Source organism: Sporofaciens sp. St.21A7 (assembly GCF_059728535.1).
Genome location: NZ_BAAGFN010000001.1, coordinates 4159617 through 4186030, shown reverse-complemented (window position 1 = coordinate 4186030; position 26414 = coordinate 4159617). Strand labels below are relative to the sequence as shown.

The 26414-nt window shown below is 47.4% G+C and carries 23 protein-coding genes; 20 read left to right on the top strand and 3 right to left on the bottom strand.

Going from position 1 to position 26414, the window contains the following annotated elements:
• The first annotated feature begins 44 nt into the window (after positions 1-44).
• Positions 45-314 (top strand): hypothetical protein, encoded by a 270-nt coding sequence (locus AC6I3O_RS20630; RefSeq protein ID WP_497852499.1) that lies wholly within the window; start codon positions 45-47, stop codon positions 312-314.
• Between the two features lie 153 nt (positions 315-467).
• Here AC6I3O_RS20630 and AC6I3O_RS20625 read toward each other — a convergent pair whose 3' ends face one another.
• Positions 468-908 carry a MarR family winged helix-turn-helix transcriptional regulator gene (locus tag AC6I3O_RS20625; RefSeq protein WP_497852498.1) on the bottom strand — a complete coding sequence of 147 codons (441 nt, stop codon included), beginning with the start codon at positions 906-908 and terminating at the stop codon, positions 468-470.
• 620 nt (positions 909-1528) lie between these two features.
• Here AC6I3O_RS20625 and AC6I3O_RS20620 point away from each other — a divergent pair.
• The 4 genes from AC6I3O_RS20620 (at position 1529) to AC6I3O_RS20605 (ending at position 5411) form a co-directional block, all read left to right on the top strand.
• Positions 1529-2857, top strand: coding sequence for an MATE family efflux transporter (locus AC6I3O_RS20620; protein WP_497852497.1), 1329 nt, complete (start codon positions 1529-1531; stop codon positions 2855-2857).
• A gap of 494 nt (positions 2858-3351) precedes the next feature.
• Positions 3352-3987 carry a metallophosphoesterase gene (locus AC6I3O_RS20615; RefSeq protein ID WP_497852496.1) on the top strand — a complete coding sequence of 212 codons (636 nt, stop codon included), beginning with the start codon at positions 3352-3354 and terminating at the stop codon, positions 3985-3987.
• On the top strand, positions 3966-4421 hold the full coding sequence (locus AC6I3O_RS20610; protein ID WP_497852495.1) for an SOS response-associated peptidase family protein: 456 nt from the start codon (positions 3966-3968) through the stop codon (positions 4419-4421). The genes AC6I3O_RS20615 and AC6I3O_RS20610 overlap by 22 nt, the downstream gene beginning before the upstream one ends.
• A 123-nt stretch (positions 4422-4544) precedes the next feature.
• A complete protein-coding gene (locus AC6I3O_RS20605) occupies positions 4545-5411 on the top strand; it encodes an EamA family transporter (RefSeq protein ID WP_497853547.1) in 867 nt (288 codons plus the stop codon).
• Positions 5412-5448: 37 nt separating this feature from the next.
• Here the strand turns inward: AC6I3O_RS20605 and AC6I3O_RS20600 are convergent, their stop codons facing one another.
• Both AC6I3O_RS20600 and AC6I3O_RS20595 read right to left on the bottom strand, forming a co-directional pair.
• Entirely contained in the window at positions 5449-6627 is a 1179-nt protein-coding gene (locus AC6I3O_RS20600) for a levoglucosan dehydrogenase (protein ID WP_497852494.1), read from the bottom strand.
• A 13-nt stretch (positions 6628-6640) separates the two neighbouring features.
• Positions 6641-7555 carry a sugar phosphate isomerase/epimerase family protein gene (locus AC6I3O_RS20595; protein ID WP_497852493.1) on the bottom strand — a complete coding sequence of 305 codons (915 nt, stop codon included), beginning with the start codon at positions 7553-7555 and terminating at the stop codon, positions 6641-6643.
• A 226-nt stretch (positions 7556-7781) separates the two neighbouring features.
• On the opposite strand from AC6I3O_RS20595, the gene AC6I3O_RS20590 reads away from it, so the two are divergent.
• The 15 genes from AC6I3O_RS20590 (at position 7782) to AC6I3O_RS20520 (ending at position 26402) form a co-directional block, all read left to right on the top strand.
• On the top strand, positions 7782-8597 hold the full coding sequence (locus AC6I3O_RS20590; protein WP_497852492.1) for a sugar phosphate isomerase/epimerase family protein: 816 nt from the start codon (positions 7782-7784) through the stop codon (positions 8595-8597).
• Between the two features lie 30 nt (positions 8598-8627).
• Positions 8628-9806, top strand: a complete 1179-nt coding sequence (locus AC6I3O_RS20585; RefSeq protein WP_497852491.1) for a substrate-binding domain-containing protein — start codon at positions 8628-8630, stop codon at positions 9804-9806.
• Complete coding sequence (locus tag AC6I3O_RS20580) at positions 9754-11313, top strand: sugar ABC transporter ATP-binding protein (RefSeq protein WP_497852490.1); 1560 nt, start codon at positions 9754-9756, stop codon at positions 11311-11313. Before AC6I3O_RS20585 ends, AC6I3O_RS20580 begins: the two co-directional genes overlap by 53 nt.
• On the top strand, positions 11294-12256 hold the full coding sequence (locus AC6I3O_RS20575) for an ABC transporter permease (protein WP_497852489.1): 963 nt from the start codon (positions 11294-11296) through the stop codon (positions 12254-12256). Before AC6I3O_RS20580 ends, AC6I3O_RS20575 begins: the two co-directional genes overlap by 20 nt.
• Before the next feature lie 27 nt (positions 12257-12283).
• The gene (locus AC6I3O_RS20570; RefSeq protein WP_497852488.1) at positions 12284-13459 is read left to right on the top strand and encodes a Gfo/Idh/MocA family protein; all 1176 of its coding nucleotides are present in this window, start codon (positions 12284-12286) and stop codon (positions 13457-13459) included.
• A 133-nt stretch (positions 13460-13592) separates the two neighbouring features.
• Positions 13593-15644 (top strand): LacI family DNA-binding transcriptional regulator, encoded by a 2052-nt coding sequence (locus AC6I3O_RS20565; protein ID WP_497852487.1) that lies wholly within the window; start codon positions 13593-13595, stop codon positions 15642-15644.
• 137 nt (positions 15645-15781) lie between these two features.
• Positions 15782-16459, top strand: coding sequence for a FadR/GntR family transcriptional regulator (locus AC6I3O_RS20560; protein ID WP_497852486.1), 678 nt, complete (start codon positions 15782-15784; stop codon positions 16457-16459).
• Positions 16460-16596: 137 nt separating this feature from the next.
• Positions 16597-19734, top strand: coding sequence for an alpha-mannosidase (locus tag AC6I3O_RS20555; protein WP_497852485.1), 3138 nt, complete (start codon positions 16597-16599; stop codon positions 19732-19734).
• Positions 19735-19750: 16 nt separating this feature from the next.
• Positions 19751-20767: a M42 family metallopeptidase gene (locus AC6I3O_RS20550; RefSeq protein WP_497852484.1), complete on the top strand. Its 1017-nt coding sequence runs from the start codon at positions 19751-19753 to the stop codon at positions 20765-20767.
• A 47-nt stretch (positions 20768-20814) separates the two neighbouring features.
• Positions 20815-21147 (top strand): oligopeptide/dipeptide ABC transporter ATP-binding protein, encoded by a 333-nt coding sequence (locus AC6I3O_RS20545; RefSeq protein WP_497852483.1) that lies wholly within the window; start codon positions 20815-20817, stop codon positions 21145-21147.
• 77 nt (positions 21148-21224) lie between these two features.
• Positions 21225-22232: a LacI family DNA-binding transcriptional regulator gene (locus AC6I3O_RS20540; protein WP_497852482.1), complete on the top strand. Its 1008-nt coding sequence runs from the start codon at positions 21225-21227 to the stop codon at positions 22230-22232.
• A gap of 419 nt (positions 22233-22651) precedes the next feature.
• A complete protein-coding gene (gene rbsK, locus AC6I3O_RS20535) occupies positions 22652-23542 on the top strand; it encodes a ribokinase (RefSeq protein WP_497852481.1) in 891 nt (296 codons plus the stop codon).
• A gap of 5 nt (positions 23543-23547) precedes the next feature.
• A complete protein-coding gene (gene rbsD / locus AC6I3O_RS20530; RefSeq protein WP_497852480.1) occupies positions 23548-23955 on the top strand; it encodes a D-ribose pyranase in 408 nt (135 codons plus the stop codon).
• 21 nt (positions 23956-23976) lie between these two features.
• Positions 23977-25461 carry a sugar ABC transporter ATP-binding protein gene (locus AC6I3O_RS20525; RefSeq protein ID WP_497852479.1) on the top strand — a complete coding sequence of 495 codons (1485 nt, stop codon included), beginning with the start codon at positions 23977-23979 and terminating at the stop codon, positions 25459-25461.
• Positions 25461-26402, top strand: a complete 942-nt coding sequence (locus AC6I3O_RS20520; RefSeq protein ID WP_497852478.1) for an ABC transporter permease — start codon at positions 25461-25463, stop codon at positions 26400-26402. Before AC6I3O_RS20525 ends, AC6I3O_RS20520 begins: the two co-directional genes overlap by 1 nt.
• Positions 26403-26414 lie beyond the last annotated feature (12 nt).

The following is a 26414-nucleotide window of genomic DNA, read 5'->3' as shown; positions in this document are numbered from 1 at the left end:
ACGCTGAGCCCCGCAGAATGCAATATATCTTTCAATTGGAAGAAATGGCAGAAACCGGCACGATATCTGACCGGTATTTATATCTCAACCGTTCACATTACCATAAACTCCCGGACACATTGAGGGATGAATTGGACAGTTATCTTGACGATTGCAGCAATAAATACACTGCCCGGACTTTGGAATACACACGCATCATCTGTTCAGAGGCCCTTTTACTGCTTTTTGATCAGGGCATAACTACTGTCAGGGAGATTACCTATCAGACTATTATTGATCTAATGGAAACAGACCGGACTTGTTCGGTTGAGTAAGTGGTAAATTTAAAGGGCGGGGTTGCGAAAAGTTTTACTTCGGTAAATATGGTTTATGAATTGTGGCGCTACACAGCATAGAGAATATTCCGGTAAACTCTGACCGATCTGACTGATCTGCCGTCCTGAAATCTTCAATCACAAGTGGACCGCCTATTCGTTCTCTAATTTTCGTGCCATTTCTTTTTCAAAGATCGTATTATACAAAGTGATGGAATCAACCATCTGCTGTACTCTGCCGTTTCCCATGATCTGCAGTACGCGGTGTTCCAGCTCATTAAGCGGCACCAGTAATTCCCGTGCATAAGAAGCACCTTTTTCCGTTAAGGAAACCTGTTTTTCGCGTTTGTCTCCGGTACCTGGTGAGAGGGTCACATACCCTTCTTTTTTCAAGGAACGAATCACATTATTTACCGTCTGCTTTGTCAGACCTGTAGAATTGCAGATCTTTTTCTGTGTCATGGTCTTTTGTCCATCCAGGGTGTACAGGACAAAGAGCAGATAGTAATTGATGTTCTTAGAAGCAGCCCAAAAATCATATAGTGAACCTGCCTGCCCCCATACTTGCCACAATTTTTCTTCATCAGTCAGCATAGCATCTCCTCCTTATTTCAATGTATTGTTTCTTATCCGCGACAGTTCAGACAAGCCGCCCTGTTACTTTTATCCAGTCTTTTCAAAGGTTATTATAGTATACTGGAATACTGATTGCAAGAATTTTCTTATTTACAGCGGCAGGTCTTTCTTTTAAAACCATACAATACCAATCGCATATAAAGCGATTGCAAGAAAGCCCATAATCACAAACTCTTCCTGATAGCCGCTGGTAGGTTCGACCAGGAGTAAGAGCTCCGGGTCATGTATGAAAGCAGGCCTATACAAATTTATCCTGCGCAATCTATACATATTATTTCGTGATAGTTCCTAACCAATTTACACCTAAAACCAGATGGTCGAAGGGCCTCCGCAGACATTCCAGGATGGTTTCAAAAATAATAATGAGTACCATATAAAATACTAATTTGTCCATTATAGTCATTATTATACTCCTTTTAGATTTTATTATAGTAACTATATATACTATAATGGTACTTATTATTGCTTTAGTCAAGAAATAATAAAGAAAAATTTTAAAAAAGTATTTGACATTTAGTAAATATATGGACTATGCTATATAAAGTACATATATAGACTAATAAGGGCAGGAGGTAGAAATGAATAAGCGTGATTTAAGAATCTTTTTTCAATTTGTGCTCCCATCTGTATTGTCTTTCGCATTATCGGGAGTTTATGCGATTGTAGATGGGTTTTTTGTAGGAAACAGTATCGGTGACGTAGGGCTGTCCGCCGTGAACATTGCGTACCCAATCGTTGCAGTCATCCAGGCGATAGGTACAGGGATCGGTATGGGCGGCGCAATCTATTATTCCATCAATACGGCGGAGAAACAGGAGAAAAGGGCCAGGGAGTTTACGGCAGGCGCATTATGGGTTCTGATCCTTTCCAGTATCCTCTTCACATTTTTGATCTTCGTATTAAACAGGCCGCTTTTGAGCTTGTTGGGCGCGGGAGGGGAAATCCTGTCACTTGGGGAAGAATACATTGCCATTATTGCCCTGGGTGCGGCACTGCAGATCATCGGAACCGGACTGATCCCGTTTATCCGGAATCACGGCGGCTCCTTCTATGCAATGATCGCCATGATAGCAGGCTTTTTGACAAATATGCTTCTTGACTATGTATTTGTATGGGAATTAGAGCAAGGTGTTGCCGGAGCCGCCATCGCAACGATCATCGGTCAGGGTGTCACGATGCTGATCGCACTGGTTTATTTATTGCGCAAAAAGCAGTTTACGTTACACATTGCATTCTCAAAGCTGGGAAGGACAGCGGCGGATATCATCAAGGTTGGGATTGCCCCCTTTGGCCTTGCCATGAGCCCGAATATCTCCCTGATCATTATCAACCGTTTCTCCATGTCCTATGGAGGCGAGAAGGCAATCGCCACTTATGCGTGTATTGCCTATATCATCTGTATCATTTATTTGCTCTTCCAGGGCGTGGGCGACGGATGCCAGCCGCTGCTCAGCCAGTGTTACGGGGAAAAGGATTATACCAGGTTGAAAAGCTTCCGGAAAATGGCGTATGCATTTGCCCTGATCTTATCTGTAGTGGGATGCATTGTGATGTTTTTAATGAGGAACAGCTTAGGGACCCTGTTTGACGCTTCCAGTGAAGTTAATATAGAGATTGCAAAGATCATACCGATCTTCCTGGTTTCTGTGCCTTTTGTCGCAATCATCCGTGTGGCGACGGCAAGCTTCTATGCAACGGAAAAAAGCATGTATTCTTATATTTTAACTTTTATAGAACCAGTTTTTATGCTGGTCCTCATGCTGATCCTGCCGCCTCTGTTCGGAGGCCAGATCATGATCTGGTGGAGTACGGTAAATGCAAGGATTTTGTCCGCACTCTTAGCTTTATTCTTAAAACAGCGGGTAGATAAAGAGGATTTGTACAAAGGAGGCGAATTGGCGAAATGATGCAGGAAAAAAATGTTTTAATCTCTTTTACAGGCTGCTCTCCAATCATTCTGGATGAACCCACGGTAGGGCTGGATCCTATCCAGATTCTGTTATTTTCAGCTCCCATATTCTCTCGGAGGTACGGGCAATCTGTGAGAAGGTCCTTATTATTGCAAAAGGAAGGCTGGTGGCATTTGACGAGCCGGAGAGACTGAAAAAGCTGCTGCTTACATCCAACAGTATTTCATTTGTGACAGAAGCACAAAAAAATAAATTATGAGATTCCAACAGATATCTGCCGGGAGCTATTTTTTGTTTTGCCAGGCGAAAAAAAGCAATTGTTGACTTGCCATAGCATACGGAGGAAGCTGCCAGTGGCAGGTTCTGTAGTTGGAATAATCTGCAGTTGATTTTCCCGGCCTGATTACATACAATATGATTATTAATTGCGAATGATAAACAGCAATCAAAGTCGAAATTGCCAAAATTACAGGATAAGCAGGTGAAATAAATTGAGATATTATATTGCAGACCCGCATTTCTTTCACGGGAACTTGAATACAAAGATGGACTGCCGGGGATTTGCGGATGCGGAGGAAATGAATGGATACATGTTGCAGAAATGGAACGCGAAAGTCCGGAAGAATGATGAGGTTGTGATTCTGGGAGACTTGTCATGGGGCAAGGCGGAAGAAACCAATGAACTGCTAGGGAAGCTGAACGGGAGGCTCTATCTGATTCAGGGGAACCATGACCGGTTCCTGAAGAATAAGGACTACAATGCCAGCCGTTTTGTCTGGATCAAGCCTTATGAGGAACTACAGGATAACAAGCGGAAGGTCATCCTCTGCCACTACCCCATCATGTGTTATAACGGGCAGTATTGTCTGGACGGAAATGGGAATCCTAAAGTATATATGCTCTATGGTCATGTGCATGATACCTATGACCAGCGGTTGGTTGAACAGTTTCAGGAGATCACAAGGCGCAGTATCCGTGAGAATCCGGATGGGGAGAAACGGGCGATTCCGTCGAATATGATTAATTGTTTCTGCATGTATTCAGACTACACCCCGCTGACGCTGGATGAATGGATAACCTGCGACAAGAAAAGGAGAGAAACATTATGTGCGGAAGGTTCTATGTAGATGAGGGGACAGCCAAGGAAATTGAACGGGTAATCCGGGGAGTAGATCTGCGGATACAGAAAATGTGTACAGGAGATATTTACCCATCACAGTCTGCCGGTATTTTGACTTGCCACAGCCAGCAGAAAAATTCGTTATCAGCAGATTCTGCAGCGGAAAATTCACCGGCATTGGAACTTACAGAAATGCAATGGGGATTCCCGCAGTATCAGAAGAAAGGACTGCTGATCAACGCCAGAGCAGAGACGGCACTGGAAAATTGGAGGACTGGGTTTATGATGATAAATTTACGGAATATGCGCTTCATAAAACTCCGCCAGAGCTTTTGCGGGAACAGGAATATGAGCAGCAGCCCGAAGGGCTTTTACAGAAAGAAACTTGCAGGAAATAAGGCAGGGATTTTAGAAATATTTGTATTTGGCGGGGAATCATAGTATAATGAGTCCAGAAATGAAAAGTAAGCAAATTCGGAAAGAGTGCATTTGAAATGCCCCAGATTAGGCAAGAGGCAGTGAAACGAAAAAGGGGAGACAAACATGATTAACAGGGAAGATTTTATGTGGCTTATTATGGCTTTATTTTCCGCATTCTTTGCCGGGGTGACGGCAATTCTTGCAAAGTGTGGGATTAAAAAGACAGATTCTGATGTTGCGACTGCATTGCGGACTGTGGTGGTTCTGCTGTTTTCGTGGATCATGGTGTCCATCGTCGGTTCTGGCGGGACGATAACACAGATAAGTGGGAAATCTTTCGTCTTTCTGGTTCTGTCAGGGCTGTCCACAGGAGCGTCCTGGATCTGTTACTTCAAGGCATTGTCAGCCGGAGATGTCAATAAAGTAGTCCCTATCGACAAGTCCAGTACCATTCTCTCTGTTTTGATGGCTATTTTCCTGCTGGGCGAAACAGAACATTTGGCTGTCAAGCTGGGAGGAACTGTGCTTCTCGCACTGGGTGTTTTCCTGATGATTGAGCAGAAGGAGACGGACGGCGCAAAGGGGAATGGGATATGGATGCCATATGCTGTCGCGTCTGCGGTTTTTGCCGCTCTTACAGCGATTCTTGCAAAGATTGGTATCAGCGGTGTGGAATCTAATCTGGGGACAGCGGTCCGCACAGGGGTGGTTCTCGTGATGGCGTGGTTAATCGTATTGTTAAAGGGAAAGCTGGGGCAGGTTCGGGAGATTGACCGGAGGGAGCTGCTCTATATTTCTCTCTCCGGCCTTGCCACAGGCGTATCTTGGCTATGTTATTATTACGCGATTCAGAACGGCGTAGTCAGCGTGGTTGTCCCCATCGACAAGCTGAGCATTCTTGTTACCGTGGTCTTTTCCTATATAGTATTCAAGGAAAAGTTGTCTAAAAAAGCAGCCGTCGGTCTTACATTCATGGTGCTTGGAACGCTGATCATGGCTATATGGGCCTGAATCTACATAGCATTTCCCGCCCCCCTCTTTGTTTCGCCTAGACGATTTCTTTTACCTCCACCCATTCACGGTTCTTTGCGGATTCCAGAATGGCATCCGATATCAATTCCACTGCATATCCGTCCCGGAAGTTAGGGGACGCCTCCGTATCATTCTGCAAAGCACGGAAGAAATCATAACATTCAATAATTTTCGTCTCGGTATATCCGATGCCTAACGCCGGAATCGGCCACAATCCCTCTCCATACGGATGGTTCGGCCCTGTGTATACCGTCCGGAATCCCCGGCGGTCGGCAGGGTCGTCGGCAAAGCAGACCTGCAGCTCGTCCCGCCGTTCGTAATTGAAGTAAATAGACCCCTTAGTCCCGTGAATCTCGAAAGTAATATAATTATTGCGCCCCCATGCGTTGCGGGTCGCTTCGATACTCCCGAAAGCCCCGTTCTTACACTCAATCATGAACATGCACTGGTCGTCCACATCCACCGCCGCTTTCGGGGCGTCCTGCCCTACCCGGAGATTCCCAAGGGTATCCGCCGCGCCGGATTGCAGCGGGCGCTCCTTGATATAAGTCGCCGTCCTGGCGTTGACCCGCTTAAAATCTCCTACCAGAAAACGAAGCATGTCTACCACATGGGTTCCGATATCCCCAAGCGCTCCGCTTCCGCAGACGCTTTTTTGGAAACGCCAGGAAAGAGGAGAGTCCGGATGGGCAGACCAATCCTGCAGATAGGTTCCCCGGAAATCGAGGATGTCTCCGATTGCCCCCTCGTCAATATATTTTTTTGCAAGCTGTACGGCAGGCGTTCTGCGGTAGTTGAAAGCCACCATAGTCTTCACGCCGTTTTCTGCGGCGGCCCGGTACATTTCCCCTGCCTCCTGGGAGGTCAGCGCAAGGGGCTTTTCACAAAGAATATGTTTTCCCGCTTTTGCGGCGGCGATTGCAATCTCGGCGTGTACATTGTTGGGCGTACAGATATCCACCACCGAAATCTCCGGGTCGCTGACAATGTCGTGCCAGTCGGCAGAGTAAGACTCAAAGGCAAACTTCTCCTTTGCGTCCCTTGCAATATCTATGTTCATATCTACAATCATTTTCTTTACCGGAATCGCCGGGGCAGGCCAGAAGAACATGGGCATACCTGCGTATGCGATGGAGTGTGCCTTTGCCATAAATCCGGCGCCGATGAGTCCGATGTTAATTCTCTTTGGGTTCATGTGTTTTCTCCTTTCAGATAACAAATTGTCTTATATAACCGTAAGAAAGCCGGAGCGCGTCCAGCACTCTTTCGGAAGAATCCTCGAAAGCCTTGTCTTCAATCTCGATACAGCTATAGCCATTGTAGCCGATATCTGTCAAGGCAGACACGTATTTTCCCCAGTCTACATCCCCAAGCCCAGGGAGCTTTGGAGACATATAGTCCAAAGGATACGCCATGGTCCCAACGTCGCTGAGTTTATCATGGTAGACCTTGATGTCTTTGTAATGGACATGGAAAATCTTTTCCCGGAATTCATACAAAGGCTTGATGTAGTCCATTTGCTGCCATACAAAATGGGAAGGGTCGTAATTCAGGCCGAAATATTCGCTTGGAATCAGGCTGAATGCTTTGCGCCAGATTGCGGGCGTAGTCATCAGATTCTGTCCGCCGGGCCATTGGTCTGCACCGAAAAGCATGGGGCAGTTTTCGATGGCAATTTTTACCTTGTATTTTTCGGCAAGCCGGATGATAGGAGTCCATACTTCTTTGAATACTTCCAGATTCTCTTCAACGGTGAGGGTCTGGATACGGCCGATAAAAGTGGTTATTGTATGGACGTTTAACTGCGGCGCGGCGGCAATCATGGCTTTTAAGTGTCCGACCGCCTTTTCGCGCTGTTCGGGGTCTTCGGACAGTGTGTTGGGATAATAGGCAAGGGCGGAAATCTCCACATGCTTCATACTGCAGTATTCAAGGATAGAGTCAATCCTGCTTTCGGTGAGCGCTTCAATATCAATATGTGTGATTCCGGCATAACGTCTGGCTGCTTTTTCTTTCGGCCAGCAGGCGACTTCGACACACTCATAGCCAAGTTCGGCGGCGGTGTCGATGACCTCCTCAAAAGAAGAGGTATCAAGGATGGAACTGATAAATCCAAGTTTCATAATAAGCTCCTTTCTGCTCTTATGTTTTATTGTTTGCGCAAAATTTGCGCAAATATTTTGTAGAACTATTATGGAGTAATGCGAAATAAAAGTCAATAAGGAAAAATAGACAAAAAGCAATGCCCATTATTATGCAAAAAGTCGTATTGACATAGAGGATGAAATGAAATATGATGAACACGAAAGAAAATTTGCGCAAATACATAAAACGAACAAGGAGGAAGAAATGATGAGAGTTGGTTATATGACAAACGGTTTTGGCCCTCTGGTAGGGGACGGCGCCGGAGTGACAAGTGTGAAGGATATCCGGTATCTGACGATGGGCAATGACGAAGAAATCCTGAAAAGCATTACGGAAACCGGCTTCAAAAGTATAGAAGTCCTGGAGGGAAACCTTACAAAGTACTGTAACGACCTTTCCGTCCTGAAAGACATGCTGCAAAAGTACTCGGCGGAAATGATGAGCGTCTGTGTCGGGGCGAACTTCATCTATCAGGACGCGCTGGAAGACGAGATGTTCCATATGGAAACGGTGGCGAAAGCGGCAAAGGAAGTAGGCGTGACCTACATCGGAATCTGCGGCGGCGCAATCCGGGGGAAGGGCATTCAGGAAGAAGATTACGCGCTGCTGGGTAAGGGCCTTGATATGGCGGAAAAGATATTCGCGGAGTATGGGTTAGAAGCAAGCTACCATCCACATCTTGGTTCCATGGCAGAGGCGCCGGAGCAGATCGATAAGCTGTTCTCAAAGACCTCCATCAAGATTTGCCCGGATTTGGCGCATTTGGCTGCTGGCGGCGGGAATCCGCTGGACATCATAAAGAAATACTACGACAGGATTTCCTTCGTACACTTAAAGGATTTGGACGACAATGGATTTGCTCCTCTGGGCACAGGCAGGCTGGATATTGACGGAGTGCTGGATTTCCTGAAGCAGAAAAAGTACGATGGGGACTATCTCGTAGAGGTAGACGGCTATGCCGGAGATTCTTTGTACGCATGCCGCACCTCCTATGAATTCTTGAAAGGAAGGATCTTTTAAACAATAAAAATAGAGACAGGAGGAAAAACCATGAAAAGAAAGATAGGAAGTATTCTGTTAACAATGTCAATGATGGCCGTACTCTTAAACGGCTGCGAGAGCTACGGGGCAGGCGAAGAAGGGGCGACGCCCGGCGAAACACAGTCAGAGGTTCAGAATGAGGATAAGCAGGAGGAGACAGAGGCGCCGTCTGCAGATGAAAACGGCATTATGTCTACAGGCCCTAATGGAGAGAAGGCGACTCCTGCGTCTGAGATTACACTGACCGATGAAGAGAAGGAAAAAATCCGCAGCGGCGGGTATAAAGCGGCAATCTCACTGCATTACGGCGGAAATGATTGGGCGACCTCCCAGATTGAAGGGTTAAAGGCAACCTTTGAGGAGCTTGGAATCGAGCTGGTGGCAACTACGGATGCAGATTTTTCGGCGGAGCAGCAGGTATCCGATATCGAAACAATCATGGCAAAAAATCCGGATGTCATCGTCAGTATCCCCACAGACGCAACGGCTACCGCAGACGCATTCCAAAAGGCTGCAAAAGACGGGGTGAAGCTGGTGTTCATGGACAATGTCCCGGCGGGCATGACGGCAGGAGAGGATTATGTAAGCTGTGTGTCGGCAGATAATTATGGAAACGGCTGTGTTGCTGCGGAGCTGATGGGCGAAGCGCTGGACGGAAAAGGACAGATTGGAATGGTGTATTATGACGCAGATTTCTTCGTGACCAACCAGAGGGACGAGGGATTCCGCAAGACCATGGCAGACAAATACCCTGATATCGAGATTGTAACGGAACAGGGCTTTACGGATGAGAACGGCTGTGCAGAGCAGGGGGATGCAATCCTGACTCAGTATCCCATGATTAACGGCATTTATGCAAGCTGGGACGTTCCGATGGAAGGCGTGCTTTCTTCTGTCAAAGCGTCAGGGCTTACCAGCGAAGAAGTAAAGCTGACCACCATAGATTTGGGAAACAATATTGCAAAAGAAATTGCGGAAGGCAATGTAGTAGGGCTGGGGGCGCAGCTTCCCTATGACCAGGGTGTGGCAGAAGCAACACTTGCCGCATACTCCCTGCTGGGAAAAGAGGCTCCTACCTATGTGGCAGTCTCGGCAAAGAGAGTAGAGCAGTCGAATATTCTGGAAGCCTACGAGGATGTTTACCATGCGGCAGCGCCGGATTGGCTCGAGAAAGCGGCTGGCAAATAAGGAGGACATGATGAACCAATACGTGCTTGAGATGCGGAGGATTGAAAAATCCTTCGGGGTACGAGTGCTCAAAGGCGTGGATTTTTCCCTGAAAAAGGGAGAAATCCACGCGTTGGTGGGGGGCAACGGAGCCGGGAAATCGACGCTTATGAAAATCATGACAGGCGTTTATACAAAGGACGCAGGAGAAATCTTAGTCAACGGGCAGGAAGCGTCTATCCAGGATACCCACGACGCAAAAAGGAATGGGATTGGAATGATATTCCAGGAATTGTCCCTTGTCCAGAGCATGACGGTGGAGGAAAATATTTTCCTTGGCGCAGAGGTTGTTGAAAAAGGGCTTAGAAAGACAGCTTATATGACGGAGCGCTCCCAGGAAGTCTTAGAGGAGCTGGGAATTGACGTAAATCCCAAAGAGGTGGTAGGGAAGTTAAGCGTAGGCATGAGCCAGATGGTGGAAATCGCAAAAGCCATGGAAAAGAATGCCAAGATTCTTGTGCTGGACGAGCCGACGGCTTCCTTGTCTGACTCAGAGACGAGACAGCTTTTTAAGATGATGCAGGAGCTTCAGGAAAAAGGGGTTTCCATGATATACATTTCACACCGTATGAGTGAGATTATGGAGATTGCGGACAGCATCTCTATCCTGCGGGACGGGAAAATCGTACATACGGGGCGGATTGCAGATATTACGATGGATGAAATTATTGCGCATATGATGGGTGAGAACACCGGGAAGAAATTCGACTGGGTTCCAAGAACCTACGACCAGACAGGGCCGGATTTGCTGAGTGTGGAACACCTGAAAGTCAATGAACGGATCGCAGACATTTCCTTTCACCTGAAAAAGGGAGAAATCCTTGGGTTTGCGGGACTGATGGGAAGCGGCAGGACGGAGATTTTAGAAACGCTGTTTGGGCTGAGGAGAAGAGAAGGCGGGACCGTCATGCTTAACGGGGAAGCCGTCCAGATGGGAAATCCCGGGGAGGCAATCCGAAACGGTTTTGCACTGATTCCGGAAGACAGAAGGAAAAAGGGCCTTGTCCTGATTCATTCGGTCAAGGAGAATGCGATTCTGCCCAAAGTGGCGAAGATGAGAAAAAATGGAATCTTCGTGGATGAAAAAGCGGCGGTGGAAATGGTAAACGACAATGTGAGCAAGCTCAATATTGTGACGGACGACATCCATAAACGAATCAACCTGCTTTCCGGCGGCAACCAGCAGAAGGTCATCATTGCCAAATGGATGAACATGCAGCCAGAGGTCATGATGCTAGACGAGCCGACGGCGGGCGTAGACGTAGGCGCAAAAGCGGAAATCATCGACCTTATCAGGACTTATGCCGATGAGGGGAAAGGGGTGCTGTTCGTATCTTCGGAGCTGGCAGAGCTGATGGCGGTCTGCGACCGGATTATTACCTTATACGACGGGCGAATCACAGGAGAAATCGGCCGGAGCGACATAAAGGCGGAGGAGGAGTTACAATATGCAATTCAGCAAAAATAAAAAGAGCATACAGTGGGATAAATACATGGTCTACATCATATTTGCCGCTGTATTCATTCTGTTTGCGGTCATTCTTGGGAATAAAGGGTTTTTGCAGCCAAGGAACCTGATTAATATTCTGAGGCAGACTGCAATGATTTCGGTCATGGCGGTGGCAGGCGTCTTCGTCATGGCGGCAGGACAGATTGATTTGACGGTGGGGGCGGTCACTGCTATGACGGCGATGCTGGTATCTCTTGTTCTGCAGGCGACCAACAGCATCCTGCTGGCGCTGCTTGTTGGCCTTGGGTTCGGCATGGCTGTTGGCTGTATCAACGGATTGCTGGTCACAAAATTAAAGCTTCCGGCTTTTCTTGCCACCTTGGGTACGATGGAACTGGTAAGGGGCGCGGCGATGTGGATTACGGATACGGCGGCGGTTCCCATTGACAACAAGGCCTTCTGTACAGTTTTTGGAATCGGAAGCGTGGCAGGGATTCCGGTACTCGTGTTGTGGACGGTGCTGTTCTACGCCGTCGGTATTTTGATTTTTAATAAATGCGCCTTCGGCCGGCATATCCTCGCCACCGGCGGAAATGAAAATTCTGCTATTTACAGTGGAATCAATACGGTGAAGGTGAAAATCATCGCATTTACCATGTCGGGCGCATTCGCGGCGTTTGCGGGAATCATGTATGCGGCGCGGATGCAGGCGGGACGGTATTCCTATGGCGACGGCGATGAGATGTCCGTCATCGCGGCGGTAGTGCTGGGCGGAACCGCAATGTCCGGCGGAACCGGCTCAGTCATCGGGGCGTTGTTCGGCTCTGTGCTTATGGGGATGATGAACAACGCGGTTATCCTTGCGAATCTGAGTTCTGCGCAGCAGACTATGATTAAGGGAGGAATCATCATCCTTGCGGTGGCAATCAGTAATTTGAGCCAGAGAAAGAAGAGTAATTAAAATTAAAATAAGTAGGAGGAGTTAATCATGAAAAAATTAAATGTAGGTCTGGTAGGGGCAGGTTTTATGGGAAAGGCACATGTGGTCGCATATTCTAACATGCCGAAATTTTTCTGGCCGGCTCCGGCTGTACCGGTACTGAAGACGATCTGTGATATTGAGCCGTCTATTGCGCAGGAGGCGAAAGAGAGGTTCGGGTTTGAGAAGTGCTGTACGGATTGGCATGATATCGTCAATGACCCTGAGATTGACGTTGTGAGCGTCTGTACGCCTAACGACTCCCATGCCCCGATTGCTATTGCGGCATTGCAGGCGGGCAAGCATGTTATCTGTGAGAAACCGATTGCTTCAAAGCTTGAAGACGCCAAGGCTATGGCAGATGCGGCCAGGGAAGCGGCGAAGAAGGGGATTGTAAGCATGAACGCTTATCAGTACCGCAGGGTTCCGGCAATTGACCTGGCGAAGAAGTTTATTGAGGAAGGAGCGGTGGGGGATATTCTCAACATCCGCTGTACCTATCTGCAGAGCTGGTCGGCTGACCCGGATTCTCCGCTGTCATGGAGATTCCAGAAGGACATTGCCGGGGCTGGGACTTTGGGCGACATCGCTTCCCATGTCATCGATATTGCCCAGTATCTTGCGGGCGACATTGACGAGGTGGTTTCCATGGTGAAGACTTATATCAAGGAAAGGCCGGTGCAGGAAGGCGGCGTAGACCTGCTTGGAACGGTGAAGCTCGGGGCGGAAGCGCCAAGAAAAGAAGTGGACGTGGACGATGAGGACGCATTTCTTGTAAAATTCAAGAGCGGGGCAGTGGGAAGTATCGAGGCAACCCGCAATGCATGGGGAAGGAACAATTTCATTACCGTGGAGCTTCACGGAACAAAGGGCAGCATTGCGTTCAATTATGAAAGGCTGAATGAACTGCAGGTTTGCTTTGCAGACGACCCGGACGACAGAAGGGGATTTAAGACGATTTATACCGGCCCGGCTCATTTCCATGGGGAAGTTACCTGGAATATTCCGGGAATGAATATTGGATACGGCGAATTGAAGACAATCGAAATGTACGAATTTATCAAGGCGATTGCCGGAGAATACCAGCCAAGCACCAGCTTTGAAACTGGATACCGTGTGGAGAGAGTCTGTGACGCGGTCATGAAATCGGCGGATACCAGACAGTGGGTAAAAGTGGAAGATTAAAATTGAGAGGCAGGAACCTGTAATGTGACGGGTTCCTGCCTTTTGGTTGTGCGATAATGAATTTCGGCAGATTGACTTTTTTCCGCTGGAAGGTATAATTAAGATATGATAAGAGTGTAGGAGACTTTGGATTATGGCTACGATTAATGATATCGCAAAAATGGCCGGCGTATCGGCGTCAACCGTATCTCATGTGGTGAACAAGACCAGATATGTCAGCCCCGAAAAAGTCGAGAAGGTAGAACGGGCAATCCGGGAATTGGACGACTTGCCGAATTTTATCGTGAAAAAGGCGTCTGCCCAGACGGTGCAGGCGAAGAAACAGTATATTTTGATGGTGATTGCAGATAAAAAAAGTGATTTTCAGCGCCGTATCGAGCAGCAAGTCGATGAACATCTGAAAGATACGGGCTATACCTTGATTACGGTAGCGTGTAATTCAGATGTTTCCGAAATGGAGGCTTTTTTCCGGATACTGCTGGATGGCAACGGGGTAGCCGGGGCGTTGGTCTTTCCGGATGAAAAGGATGTTATCTTGCGCGGTATCTTGGCGGAGGCAAAGATACCGGCAGTCATCCTGGGGCGGGAAGTCGAGGGTTATATGGCGGATATGGTTTATTCGGATACGATGGACGGCGCATATAAGGCCGCCAGACATCTGATTAAGAAGGGGCATGAGCGAATCGGATTTCTGGGGAGGAGCCGGGGACGGACGCCCCGGCGGCTGGCCGGATTTCAGAAGGCGCTTGGGGAGTATGGTATTTTGGAGACGCCGGAATATATTCATCCGTTTTTGCAGAAGGAGCAGGATGTGTTCGACGTGCTGGATAAGCTCCTGGGCGGGGAGCAGGCGCCAACGGCGCTGTTGATTGCCAACTATGCGGTTGCGATTCCGTTTTTAAAATACATCGACGCCCACAACATTACATGCCCGGCGGATATTTCCATCGTGTGTTTCGGCAGCTTTGACTGGGCGTCCTTGCATACGCCGGCGCTTACGACGGTAGAGCTTGATACGGCAGAGTTCGCCAGGCGGGCGGTTTCTGTGCTGATGAAGAGGATTGGGAATCAGGAGTGCGCCAATATGCCTGCCTGTAAAGACGTTTATCAGGCCATTACGCTGCCTATGGAGCTTATGGTGCGTTCGTCTACCTGCGGAATCGGCCGGGGACCTTTTGGGGAAAAGGCTTCTTCTATGAATGAATTGCTGCTGTCGGAGGAAGAGGTACAGAGTATCCGGTCAAAAAAGGCGACGGCGGTCATATCTTTCCACTATGCGGGAAAAGCGTGGATGGAGCTGCATTTGAAAGGAATCAGGAATATTTTTGATAATCTGGGCATCTCCATTATCGGGACGACGGACGCCCATTTTGACCCACAGCTTCAGTGCAGGCAGCTTGAGAGCCTGAGGATGTTAGAGCCGGATATTTTGATTGCCATTCCAACCGACCAGAAGATTACGGCAGAGGCGTTCCAAAAGATTACGGAGTGCGGCATCAGGCTGATTCTGATTTCCAATGTCCCGGATGGGCTTGGACCAGGGGATTATGTGACCTGTGTGTCGATTAATGAACATTCCCACGGGCAGAACATGGGGCATGGGCTGGGGGAATATATGCGGCGGCATAATCTGAAAAACTATGGCATGATTGTCCATGGGGCGGATTTTTATGCCACGGCCCAGAGGGATAACGCGGCAAAACAGGTGTTGAGCGAGGAATACCCATCCCTCCGGTTGTGCGAGACGGTCAGGTTCGGGAAAGAGGACGAGGTTTATAAAAAGGCGGGTGAGCTGATAAAAAGGTATCCGGAAATCGAGGCGCTCTATATTTCCTGGGACGGGCCGGCGATGGAGGTGATCTCTGCGTTGACGGAGCTTGGCAGGACGGATATTGCCATTGTGACCAGTGATTTGGATTATGCGGACGCCTTGAACATGGCGAAGGGCGGCATGATTAAGGCGCTGAGCGCCCAGTGTCCTTATGAGCAGGGGCAGGCGATTGCGCTGGCGGCTGCGAAATCGGTCTTGAACCAGCCGGTTTCTTCTTTTATCGGGATTGAATCTATCAGCGTTACGTCGGATAATCTGTTGAAATCCTGGAAGAAGGTTTTTAAGGAGGAACCAAGGCAGGAATTGCTGCAGGCGTTCAAAGAGAATCCGAATTATGTCTCTGGGAGGGAGTAGGCGGTGGAAAGTGATAAAAATTTTGGAGCTAAATTGTGCAAAATGACTAAAAAAAGATAAAAATAATACAAATATTGACAATTTTTATGCTATATGATAGGATATAGAACGTGGATAAGAGTTAGGGGCAAAAAAGAATGGCAAAAATACAGAGAATGTCTCTTCAATATGAAATTATTTCTTATATTAAGAATTATATACAGGAACATAATTTAAAAGCAGGAGAACGTCTGCCCTCACAGGCTGAGATGCTTGAGATGATGGGGGTAAGCCGTACTGCATTGCGGGAAGCAATCAAGACGTTAGAAGCCAAAGACGTTTTAGAGGTAAAGAATGGGAAGGGCGTTTACGTAAAAGAGAATTTCAAGGAAGCCCTTTATAATCAGGTTGATATTGTAAAAGAGCAGGAATCGCTTGTTCAGATGTTAGAGGTACGTCTTATCCTGGAAAAAGAGATGCTCAAGTTGGTCGTACAGAACAGTACGCAGGAAGAATTAGATGAGTTAGGCGGGATTGTGAAGGTTCTGATGGAAAAATACCATCGCGGCGAAAGACAGAACAAAGAAGACGAGGAGTTCCATCGGAAGCTATACCGGATGTGTCATTGGGATGTGTTGGAACAGCTTTTGGCTTTTTTGGCGAATCAGATGAATTCAATGTGGAATTTTCCTTTGGATATGGAGAGCCCTTTTACAGAGACGATACCGTTGCATGAGGAATTGTATCAGGCGCTGTGCCAGCGGGATGTCAGGAAGGCGATAGAGATTGATAAGAATATTTTGAGAAGGGAAATAAAAGAAATAAAAGAGCTTTAGCGGCTCTTTCATTTATGACACAACCTATATTATAGCATATAGCATATAGCTTTGAAAAATAGATTTAATTACTGGTGCGTTGGAACAGTTGACCGAAAGAAAATGTGTCATCATACCAGAGAGCTGAGGAGGATAGGATGAGTATATTGTTTGAATTAGAAAGAATGGAACGGTTAATAAAAGATATCGAAAAGCTAAGGTATCCAATCTGTATCCCAATCCGTGATTACAAAATGTATGAAGGAAAGCTGGAAGGCGGGGAAAAATGCGATGTGACCAAGTGGCAGGATTATAAAATCGATACGCCGTGGAATACCCTGGATTCGCACCGATGGCTGCGGACGACGGTAGTGATTCCAAAAGAGATGGATCACAGGCACGTAGAGATGCAGCTAATCTCCGGCAGGGAAGGGCAATGGGATGCGACGAACCCGCAGATGCTTTTCTATGTGAATCAGAAGTTGGCACAAGGGGTAGATGTGAATCACAGGGAGGTTACACTTTCTTTCGACGCCAAAGCCGGTGAAGTATACGAGATTGCCATGCTGGTTTACAGCGGCTCGGTTCCGGGAGATTTGATATTAAGAAGCAATCTTATCGTAATTGACGATGCGGTCCAGAAATTCTATTATGATTTTTCCGTCCCGCTAGAGAGCGCAAGGCTTTTGAAAAACAGCGATGAAGAGAATTGCAGGAGGATTCTTCAAAAATTAGACGGGGCGGCAGGCAGGATTGATTTGAGGAAACCGTACAGTCCGTTGTTTTATGGCTCCTTATCGGCCGCTGATGAATTGCTTGTCAAAGAATTCTACACGGAAGTGGATGAAAAAGCCCCGGTCGTAAGCTCAATCGGACATACCCATATCGACGTTGCGTGGCTCTGGACGGTGGAGCAGACAAGGGAGAAAGTGCTTCGGAGTTTCTCGACCGTACTGCGCTTGATGGAACAGTATCCGGATTATAAGTTTATGTCGAGCCAGCCGATTCTTTATCAGTTTGTAAAAGAACAGATGCCGGAAATGTATGAAAAAATCAGGCAGAGGATAAGAGAAGGGCGTTGGGAGACAGACGGCGCCATGTGGCTGGAGGCAGATTGCAACCTGGTCGGGGGAGAATCTTTGGTCAGGCAGATCATAAAGGGAGAGAGATTTTTTAAAGAAGAGTTTGGAATCCCAAGCAAGGCGTTATGGCTTCCGGACGTGTTCGGGTATTCGGCGGCATTGCCCCAGATCTTGAAACGTTCAGGCATCCCGTACTTTATGACGACAAAAATTGCATGGAACCAGTACAATCAGCTCCCGAACGACACCTTTATGTGGAAGGGGATAGACGGAAGCGAAGTATTTGTCTTTATGCCTACCGCATGTGATTTCGATAAAACTTTTGGAATGAACGTATCGTTTTCAGATACGAGAAATACGACGACGTATACCGGAATCATTAACCCGAATATGGCGCTTGGAACTTTTAAAAGATTCCAAAACCGTGACCTGACGGAAAACACGATCATGCTTTTTGGATTTGGGGACGGAGGCGGCGGCCCGACAAAGGAGATGCTTGAAAATGCAGAGAGGCTCCGGTACGGCATACCTGGCATTCCCAGGATTGAACAGGAGTTTGAAAGGGAGTTTTTTGACCGGACTTACGAGAAGGTTGCAGGGCTTCCGGATATGCCGAAATGGAATGGAGAATTGTATTTTGAGTACCACAGGGGTACGCTGACGTCTATAGCAAAAAACAAGCGGTATAACAGGAAAAACGAAATTTTATATATGCAGTTAGAAACACTGGCGTCTATGCTGCGGGAGCAGGGGGTTGCGTATCCGTCGGAGGTGATTGAACGGGGATGGGAGATACTTCTTCTAAACCAGTTTCACGATATTATTCCTGGAAGCTGTATTGAAGCGGTTTACCGCCAAAGTGATCAGGAGTATGAAGAAATACAGAAACGAGGGGAAGAAACTTTAAGGGCAATTGCTGAAAAAGGAGCAAAGACGGTGGATACACAGGACCATGCGATTGTTGTATATCATACGCAGGGATATGTAAGGAACGACGTCATTTTTGTAGAGGGGCTCGAACAGGTGCCGGTTGAAAAGGTTACAGAGGAAGACGGGAGAGAGCTTGCGTTCCAGAGGACTTCTGACGGCAAAATTGTATTTTATGCAGAGGGGATACCGAAACTTGGCTGTAAGGTTTTCTATTATACAGCAGGCGATGAGAAAAAACATTCGTGTCAGTGGGACGGACATTTTGAAAACCGGTTCTACAGCGTTACTTTTAACGAATGCATGGAGATTGTGTCTCTGATTGAAAAGCAGACGGGAAAACAGCTTATTAAGGACGGCAAAAAAGCCAATGAAATCATAACATATGAAGACCGTCCTATGAATTGGGATAACTGGGATATCGACATTTTTTACAAGAAAAAACCCTATTACGCAGATAAGGTTTCTGATGTGCGGGTCTTAGAAGACGGGCAGGTGAGGAAGACTCTGGAAATCATAAAACAGTTTGCAGATTCCACAGTAATACAGAAAATCCACCTTTACTATGATGTGCCCAGGATTGATTTCGAGACGCATGTAGATTGGAGAGAGCATAATGTCCTGTTAAGGGTTAATTTCCCGGTTGAAGTCAATACGACAAAAGCGGCGTATGAGATTCAATTTGGAAATATAGAAAGGGAGACGACCAATAATCATAGCTGGGATACTGCAAAGTTTGAAGCGTGCGGACATAAATGGGCAGATTTATCAGAAGAAAATAATGGAATCACCCTCTTGAACGACTGCAAATACGGTTATGGAATTAAGGATGGGAATTTGTCTTTAACGCTCATAAAAGCAGGTATTTATCCCAATGAAAATGAAGATATAGGAGAACACGATTTCACTTATTCGATTTATCCCCATGCGGGAAGGTGGCAGGAAGCAGAAACAATCGAAATGGCGTACAACTTAAACGTGCCGCCGGTGGTGGTTTTGCAGGGGCGTAACAAAGGTGGGAAAGCCGGAAAAGAATTTATCAAATGTGAAGCCGAAAACTGCTTCATCGAGGTCATAAAGCAGGCAGAAGATAAAAACGGCAGGATTATCCGTATGTATGAGAACCGAAACAGGTATACGAAGACGGAGATTTCCCTTCCGGAAACGGTCAGCCGGATGTATGAGTGTAACCTTCTGGAAGACAATGAAAGAGAAATTCCCATAAGCGGATGTTTGGCGGAAATTATATTAAAGCCATATGAAATCAAGACATATAGGATTATATAACGAAGGAGGAAGGAATATGCTGAAAGAATTGGCGGAAATCTGGGGTGTAAGAGGTTATGAGAAAACAGTCTCAGATTATATCCTGGAACAGGTGAAAGCCCATGGGGATGAAATCGTTAGAGACGCTGTGGGCAACCTGATTGTGTTAAAAAGGGGAAACGGAGAAAATAAGAAAAAAATTATGGTCGCGGCGCATATGGACGAAATCGGGCTGTGTGTTGTGAAGATTACGGATGAAGGATTCCTGAAAGTGAAAAAAGTCGGAGGGGTTTCTGCCCACTGTTCGTTTATGAACCGGGTGGTGTTCCAAAACGGGACGGTTGGAACTGTGGCGGCGTATGAGAAACCAGAAGATTTTAAAAGCGGCGACATAGATAAACTGTATATTGATATCGGCGCAGGCTCAAAGGAAGAGGCAGAAAAGTATGTGAAGGTGGGCGACTGCGCGATGTTTGAAGGAAACTATCAGGAACTTGCCGGAAGAAACGTGATGGCAAAAGCCTTTGACGACAGAAGCGCGTGCTATGTGCAGCTGGAAACGCTAAAGGCGATGAAAACCCCTTATCACGACGTCTATTTTGTATTTACGGTGCAAGAAGAAGTAGGGCTTTTCGGGGCGACCACATCGGCGGAAAGAATAAAGCCAGATCTTGGAATCGCAATCGATATTACAGGTTCTTTTGACGTACCGGGAGACAAACATGGAAACGCGGTATTGGGAAAGGGGGCTGCAATCTGTATCAGCAATGCCTGTGTAACCTGTGATGAAGACATGGTAGGCCAGATGGTCGAATGTGCCAAGGAACATCAGATTCCATATCAGTTCGACGTGCTGGTGAACGGAGGAACCGATGCCGGGGCAATCAATAAATCTTACCGGGGAGTAAAGGCAGTGGGAATCTCGATTCCTACAAGGTACGGCCATTCTCCGAACAGCATTATCAATCTTGATGATCTGCAGTCATGTATTGAGTTGTTAAAAGTATATGTGGAATGTTCACTTCGCATTGTTACGGAAGAAGTGTTCAAATAAAGAAAGAGCTTGGGCTTACATATTTGTTTATTGCACATGATTTGTCAATGGTAAAGCATATTTCCGACAGGGTCGGTGTTATGTATATGGGGCAGCTTGTTGAGATTGCGTCTAGCGCTGAATTGTATGCGAATCCGATACATCCGTATACAACGGCATTGTTATCTGCGATTCCGATTCCTGACCCGCAGATTGAGCGGAACAAATCTATGATTCCGCTGGAAGGCGAGGTCGGAAGCCCGATGAATTGCACGGCGGGGTGCCGGTTTGCCAGCAGATGCCGTTATGCGACTGAGCGGTGCAGGACGGAAACACCGCAGCTTGAGGATAGAGGGGAACATCATTTTACGGCGTGCCATAATCTGAAAAAAATTTTATAAAATTTTATCTTTCTTATCTAAAAATTCGCATCAGTATGCTATAATAAAACATACTTGATGTGAGAGGACAAAAAGATATGAAGGTAAATATACGTAGAATCAGCGAAATAACAGGGTTTTCCATGTCTACGGTATCCAATGCATTGAACCATAAAAAGGGAGTCAACAGAAATACTTCAGAGAAGATATGGAAGGCGGCGGAGGAGCTGGGATATCGGGTGGAAGAAGAGATCACCAAGATTCGGTTCGTCATATTCCGGAAGAATGGGATGATTATTGACGACAGTTCTTTCCACCCGGCCGTGATTGAAGGCGTGGAGCGTCAGGCGAAGCTGATGGGGTATGAAACTGTATTTTGTTACGTGGACAGCAGTGATTCGGATTATGAGGAACAGCTTCTTGACATTCTGTCGGATATGCACAGCGGCGTGGTTCTTCTCGGGACGGAGATGATGGAAGAGGATTACGCTCCTTATGAAAGAGCGAAAAACCGGATTATTTTGCTGGATGGGCGCAGCGATAGATATGGGTTTGACAGTGTGCTGATAAATGATACGGAAGCGGCGCAGGAGGCGGTAGGATACATTGCCGGGAAGGGGCATGAACGGATCGGCTACCTGCAAGGAGAGTTCCGGATTCAGGCGTTTCGTTCCCGTGAGGCGGGATATTACCGTATGATGGAGCGTTGCGGATTGCCGGTAAAACCGGAGTATGTTGCGACGGTAGGAACCAGGATTGAGACGGCGTACCAGAAGATGAAAGAGTATCTTGCCGGGGCGAAGGAGCTGCCGACGGCGTTTTTTGCGGACAATGATGTGATTGCCATCGGGTGTATGCGGGCGATGAAAGAATGTGGTTATGACGTCCCCGGGGATATCTCTGTGATTGGGTTTGACGACGTCGCCTATGGCCAGGTTTCAGACCCTCCCTTGTCTACGATGCATGTATATAAGCAGGAGCTTGGGGCGCGGGCAGTCCGTGAGTTGTTGGCTATGGGTGAGAAGGACGGCAGGGCGAAGGTGAAGATTCAGGTCTGCGCAGAATTTGTGGAGAGGGGCAGCGTTAAGGATATTAGGAAATTGTGAAGAGTGAAAAGAGAATGGAAGAGCTGTTGCGGGTGTAGATGAATGTTCTGCACGGCAGCAGTTTTTTTGATGCAGAAAATGGAATAAAGTATGGCTTTTATATAAAATTTTATATAAAACTTTATTTATTGATTTATTAATCGAGTTTGGAAAGTTTTAAAATGACTTAGATGTAGAAAATAAAATATGTGCAATATGCACAAAAATAAAAATGTTAAATTATATATAATAAACAAATCGTGAATTACGGGTAAAAAATATATGAAAATCTATTGAAAATTTTATATAAAAGTTTATAATGTGAAATACAAGAAATGCAAACATAAAAGGAAGTCACGAGAAACGAAAATCATGAGGAAGAGAATTCGTGGGAAACGAAAGCCACATGAAACAAGTTCAAAAAAGGAGATGTAAAAATTATGGGAAAGATTGGAGTAGTCGGAAGTATCAACATGGATATGACTGTGAAAGCAGAAAGAATCCCCCTGAAAGGCGAGACGCTCAAAGGTGAAGACTTGAAGTACATCCCGGGCGGAAAAGGCGCGAACCAGGCGGTCGCCATGGCGAAGCTTGGCGCTAAGGTTGAGATGTTCGGATGTGTTGGGGATGACGCGGCAGGGGTAAGCCTTGTGAAGAACCTACAGGATATGGGCGTTGAGACGAAGTGTATTAAGACGGTAGCAGGTGTGCCTACCGGGCTTGCAATGATTACGGTGGGAGAGAACGACAATACCATCATTGTAGTTGCAGGAACGAACGACTGTGTAGACATTGATTATGTTAACGAAATCAAAGATTCTCTCCTTGAGTGCGAGATTGTCCTGCTCCAGCACGAAATCCCGCAGGAGACGGTAGAATATGTCATTGAGCTGTGCGCAAAGAACGGCGTAAAAGCAGTCCTGAACCCGGGACCGGCAAGGCCGGTAAAACAGGAGATTCTCGAGAAGGTTACATACCTGACGCCCAATGAGCACGAGGCAGTGATTCTTTTCGGGGAAGGTATTTCCTTTGAGGATATGATGAAGAAGTATCCGGAGAAGCTGGTCATCACCCAGGGCTCCCGGGGGGTAAGCACATGCCGAAAGAGTGGGGAGGTCATCCTTGTTCCCGCAAGAAAGGCGAATGTGGTAGACACCACCGGAGCAGGAGATACGCTGAACGGGGCGTTTACGGTGGCGTTGATGGAAGGGAAGGATATTGCGGACGCGCTTGCATTTGCCAATACGGCGGCAGGGCTGTCTACGGAAAAGTTCGGGGCACAGGGCGGAATGCCGACCTACGATGAAGTAAAAGAAGCGATGGGGAGATAAGGACAATGAAGAGAAACGGAATTTTAAATGCAGATATTTCAAGGGTGCTTTCCTACATGGGGCATACGGATACTCTTGCCGTGGGAGACTGCGGCCTGCCAATCCCCGAGGAGACGGAGCGCATCGACCTTGCGCTAAAGCTCGGCGTCCCGTCCTTTATGGAAGTGCTGGAAGAAGTGGCAAAGGAAATGAAGATTGAAAAAGTAGTTCTGGCTGAGGAAATCCGGGAGAAGAACCCGAAAATCCACGAGGAAATCCTGGAGCTTGTAAATAAGATGGATACGGAATGCAGTGTGGAATATGTATCCCATACAAAGCTGAAAGCACAGACAAAGACATGCAAAGCGGTAATCAGGACGGGGGAGACAACGCCATACGCCAACATCATCCTACAGTCCGCATGTTTATTTTAAGAAATCAAGGGAGGAAAAGAAATGCAGATTGAGATGAAGGGGATTGACAAATCCTTCGGAACGAATCAGGTGCTAAAAGACGCCGGGTTTGTCCTTGGGCATGGGGAAGTCCATGCGCTCATGGGAGAGAACGGCGCCGGAAAATCTACCCTGATGAAGATTCTGACCGGCGTTTACACGAAAGACAAGGGGACTGTCATTGTGGACGGCCAGGAAGTAAATTATAAGAATCCTCAGGAGGCAGAGAAGGCGGGAATCGTGTTCATCCATCAGGAGCTTAATGTGTTGTTTGATCTGACGGTGGAAGAGAACCTGTTCATGGGGAAGGAAATCAAGAAAAAGTTCGGTTTCTGCGACCAGAAGGCAATGCGGCAGAAAGCGACGGAGGCCCTTGGGCGTCTGGGCGTGCGGATCGACCCGGGAGAAGTCATGTCCAACCTGTCCGTAGGGCAGCAGCAGATGATTGAAATCTGTAAGGCGCTGATGGTGGACGCTAAGGTCATTATCATGGATGAGCCTACTGCCGCGCTGACCCAGAGCGAGACGGTGGTGTTGTTCGAGGTCATAAAGTCCCTTCGTAAGTCGGGAGTGTCCATCGTGTACATTTCCCACCGAATGGAGGAAATCTTCGAGCTGTGCGATAGAATCAGCGTATTGCGGGACGGTACATATGTGGGAACCAGAAATATCCCGGAGACGAACATGAACGATATCGTGAAGCTGATGATTGGGCGTGAAATCGGGGAGCGGTATCCGGAACGAGACTGTAAGATTGGGGAAACTGTCCTGAAAGTAAGCGGGCTGACCAAAAAGGGCGTGTTCGAGAATGTGGAGTTCGAGGTGAAAGCCGGGGAAGTCCTTGGGGTGTCCGGCCTTATGGGAGCAGGAAGGACGGAAATCATGCAGGCGATTTTCGGAAATCTCCCTTATGATTCAGGAAAGATTGAGATTGACGGAAAAGAAGTGCAGATTAAGTCTCCGATTCAGGCGATGAAGAATGGGATTGGCTTTATTACGGAAGACCGGAAGGTGGAAGGGCTGATGCTGGAGGAAAGCATTGAAAAGAATATTTCTCTTGCCAACCTCCCGATTATTTCAAAGAACCATGTAATTGACCGGAAGAAGGAGAGAGAACTGGTCACAAAGGGGATTGAGGAACTGCGTATCCGGTGCTTTGGACCATTCCATGAGTGTAATAATCTAAGCGGCGGAAACCAGCAGAAGGTGGTATTTGCGAAATGGGTCTATACAGACCCCAAGATTCTGATTCTGGATGAACCTACCCGGGGTGTGGATATCGGTGCGAAGAAGGAGATTTACAATATTATCAACGACCTTGCGGCAAAAGGGGTGGCGATTATCATGGTGTCTTCCGAACTGCCGGAAGTGCTTGGCATGAGCGACCGGGTGATGGTCGTGCGTGAAGGACTGGTCAGGGGAATTATTTATAGGGAAGAAGCGAATCAGGAAAATGTTATGACGTTAGCAACGGGAGGTACAATTTAATGGAAGCGAATAAGAAGAAAATTACAGATCATATGCAGGATCTTGGGGCGCTGATTGCGCTGGTGCTGCTGGTCGTGGGAATCGGTATTGTAAGTCCGGAATTCCGGACGTGGAGCAACTTTTTGTCTTTGCTGCGCCAGTCGTCCATCAATGGACTGATTGCGTTTGGTATGACTTGTGTTATCCTGACGGACGCTATTGATTTGTCGGTAGGTTCTGTCCTTGCGCTTAGTACGGCGCTGTGCGCGGGCATGATTTCAAACGGCGTCCCGGCAGGGGCGGCAATGCTGGCGGCGCTGGTAATCGGCGCGGGCCTTGGAGCAATCAGCGGCCTGCTGGTAACGAAAGGCAGATTGCAGGCATTCATTGCTACGTTGATCACGATGACGGTCTACCGCGGCGCGACCATGATTTTCACAGGCGGGAAGCCAATCTCGAACCTTGGGGATAGCTTTGTGCTGAAGCTGGTGGGAAGAGGGAATTTCTACCGTATCCCGATTCCGGTAATCCTGCTGCTCTTAGTTTTTGCCGGATTCTATTTCCTGCTGAATAAGACCACCTTCGGGCGTGCGGTCTATGCGACGGGCAGCAACTGGAAATGTGCGAAACTGGCTGGTATTGACATCCATAAGACGAAGATTATTGTATATGCGATTTCAGGATTTATGTCAGCGTTGTCCGGGCTGATTCTGTTATCAAGGCTTGGCTCTGCACAGCCGGTACTTGGGGAAGGGTTCGAGCTTGATGCGATTGCGGCGGTAGCCCTTGGCGGTACGAGTATGAGCGGCGGTCGCGGTAAGATTTACGGGACGTTTATCGGTGTGTTGATTATCGCTGTGCTGAATAACGGGCTTAACATTCTCGGCGTGTCTTCTTATTATCAGGATGTGATTAAGGGATTGGTAATTCTGGTGGCGGTATTGTCAGACCGGAAGCGGTAGGATTACGCGCGG

Coding starts and splice junctions, on each gene's coding strand:
- AC6I3O_RS20630 (WP_497852499.1), top strand. CDS start 45: ATGGCAGAAACCGGCACGATATCTGACCGGTATTTATATCTCAACCGT.
- AC6I3O_RS20625 (WP_497852498.1), bottom strand. CDS start 908: ATGCTGACTGATGAAGAAAAATTGTGGCAAGTATGGGGGCAGGCAGGT.
- AC6I3O_RS20620 (WP_497852497.1), top strand. CDS start 1,529: ATGAATAAGCGTGATTTAAGAATCTTTTTTCAATTTGTGCTCCCATCT.
- AC6I3O_RS20610 (WP_497852495.1), top strand. CDS start 3,966: ATGTGCGGAAGGTTCTATGTAGATGAGGGGACAGCCAAGGAAATTGAA.
- AC6I3O_RS20605 (WP_497853547.1), top strand. CDS start 4,545: ATGTGGCTTATTATGGCTTTATTTTCCGCATTCTTTGCCGGGGTGACG.
- AC6I3O_RS20600 (WP_497852494.1), bottom strand. CDS start 6,627: ATGAACCCAAAGAGAATTAACATCGGACTCATCGGCGCCGGATTTATG.
- AC6I3O_RS20595 (WP_497852493.1), bottom strand. CDS start 7,555: ATGAAACTTGGATTTATCAGTTCCATCCTTGATACCTCTTCTTTTGAG.
- AC6I3O_RS20590 (WP_497852492.1), top strand. CDS start 7,782: ATGATGAGAGTTGGTTATATGACAAACGGTTTTGGCCCTCTGGTAGGG.
- AC6I3O_RS20585 (WP_497852491.1), top strand. CDS start 8,628: ATGAAAAGAAAGATAGGAAGTATTCTGTTAACAATGTCAATGATGGCC.
- AC6I3O_RS20580 (WP_497852490.1), top strand. CDS start 9,754: ATGTTTACCATGCGGCAGCGCCGGATTGGCTCGAGAAAGCGGCTGGCA.
- AC6I3O_RS20575 (WP_497852489.1), top strand. CDS start 11,294: ATGCAATTCAGCAAAAATAAAAAGAGCATACAGTGGGATAAATACATG.
- AC6I3O_RS20570 (WP_497852488.1), top strand. CDS start 12,284: ATGAAAAAATTAAATGTAGGTCTGGTAGGGGCAGGTTTTATGGGAAAG.
- AC6I3O_RS20565 (WP_497852487.1), top strand. CDS start 13,593: ATGGCTACGATTAATGATATCGCAAAAATGGCCGGCGTATCGGCGTCA.
- AC6I3O_RS20560 (WP_497852486.1), top strand. CDS start 15,782: ATGGCAAAAATACAGAGAATGTCTCTTCAATATGAAATTATTTCTTAT.
- AC6I3O_RS20555 (WP_497852485.1), top strand. CDS start 16,597: ATGAGTATATTGTTTGAATTAGAAAGAATGGAACGGTTAATAAAAGAT.
- AC6I3O_RS20550 (WP_497852484.1), top strand. CDS start 19,751: ATGCTGAAAGAATTGGCGGAAATCTGGGGTGTAAGAGGTTATGAGAAA.
- AC6I3O_RS20545 (WP_497852483.1), top strand. CDS start 20,815: ATGGTAAAGCATATTTCCGACAGGGTCGGTGTTATGTATATGGGGCAG.
- AC6I3O_RS20540 (WP_497852482.1), top strand. CDS start 21,225: ATGAAGGTAAATATACGTAGAATCAGCGAAATAACAGGGTTTTCCATG.
- rbsK (WP_497852481.1), top strand. CDS start 22,652: ATGGGAAAGATTGGAGTAGTCGGAAGTATCAACATGGATATGACTGTG.
- rbsD (WP_497852480.1), top strand. CDS start 23,548: ATGAAGAGAAACGGAATTTTAAATGCAGATATTTCAAGGGTGCTTTCC.
- AC6I3O_RS20525 (WP_497852479.1), top strand. CDS start 23,977: ATGCAGATTGAGATGAAGGGGATTGACAAATCCTTCGGAACGAATCAG.
- AC6I3O_RS20520 (WP_497852478.1), top strand. CDS start 25,461: ATGGAAGCGAATAAGAAGAAAATTACAGATCATATGCAGGATCTTGGG.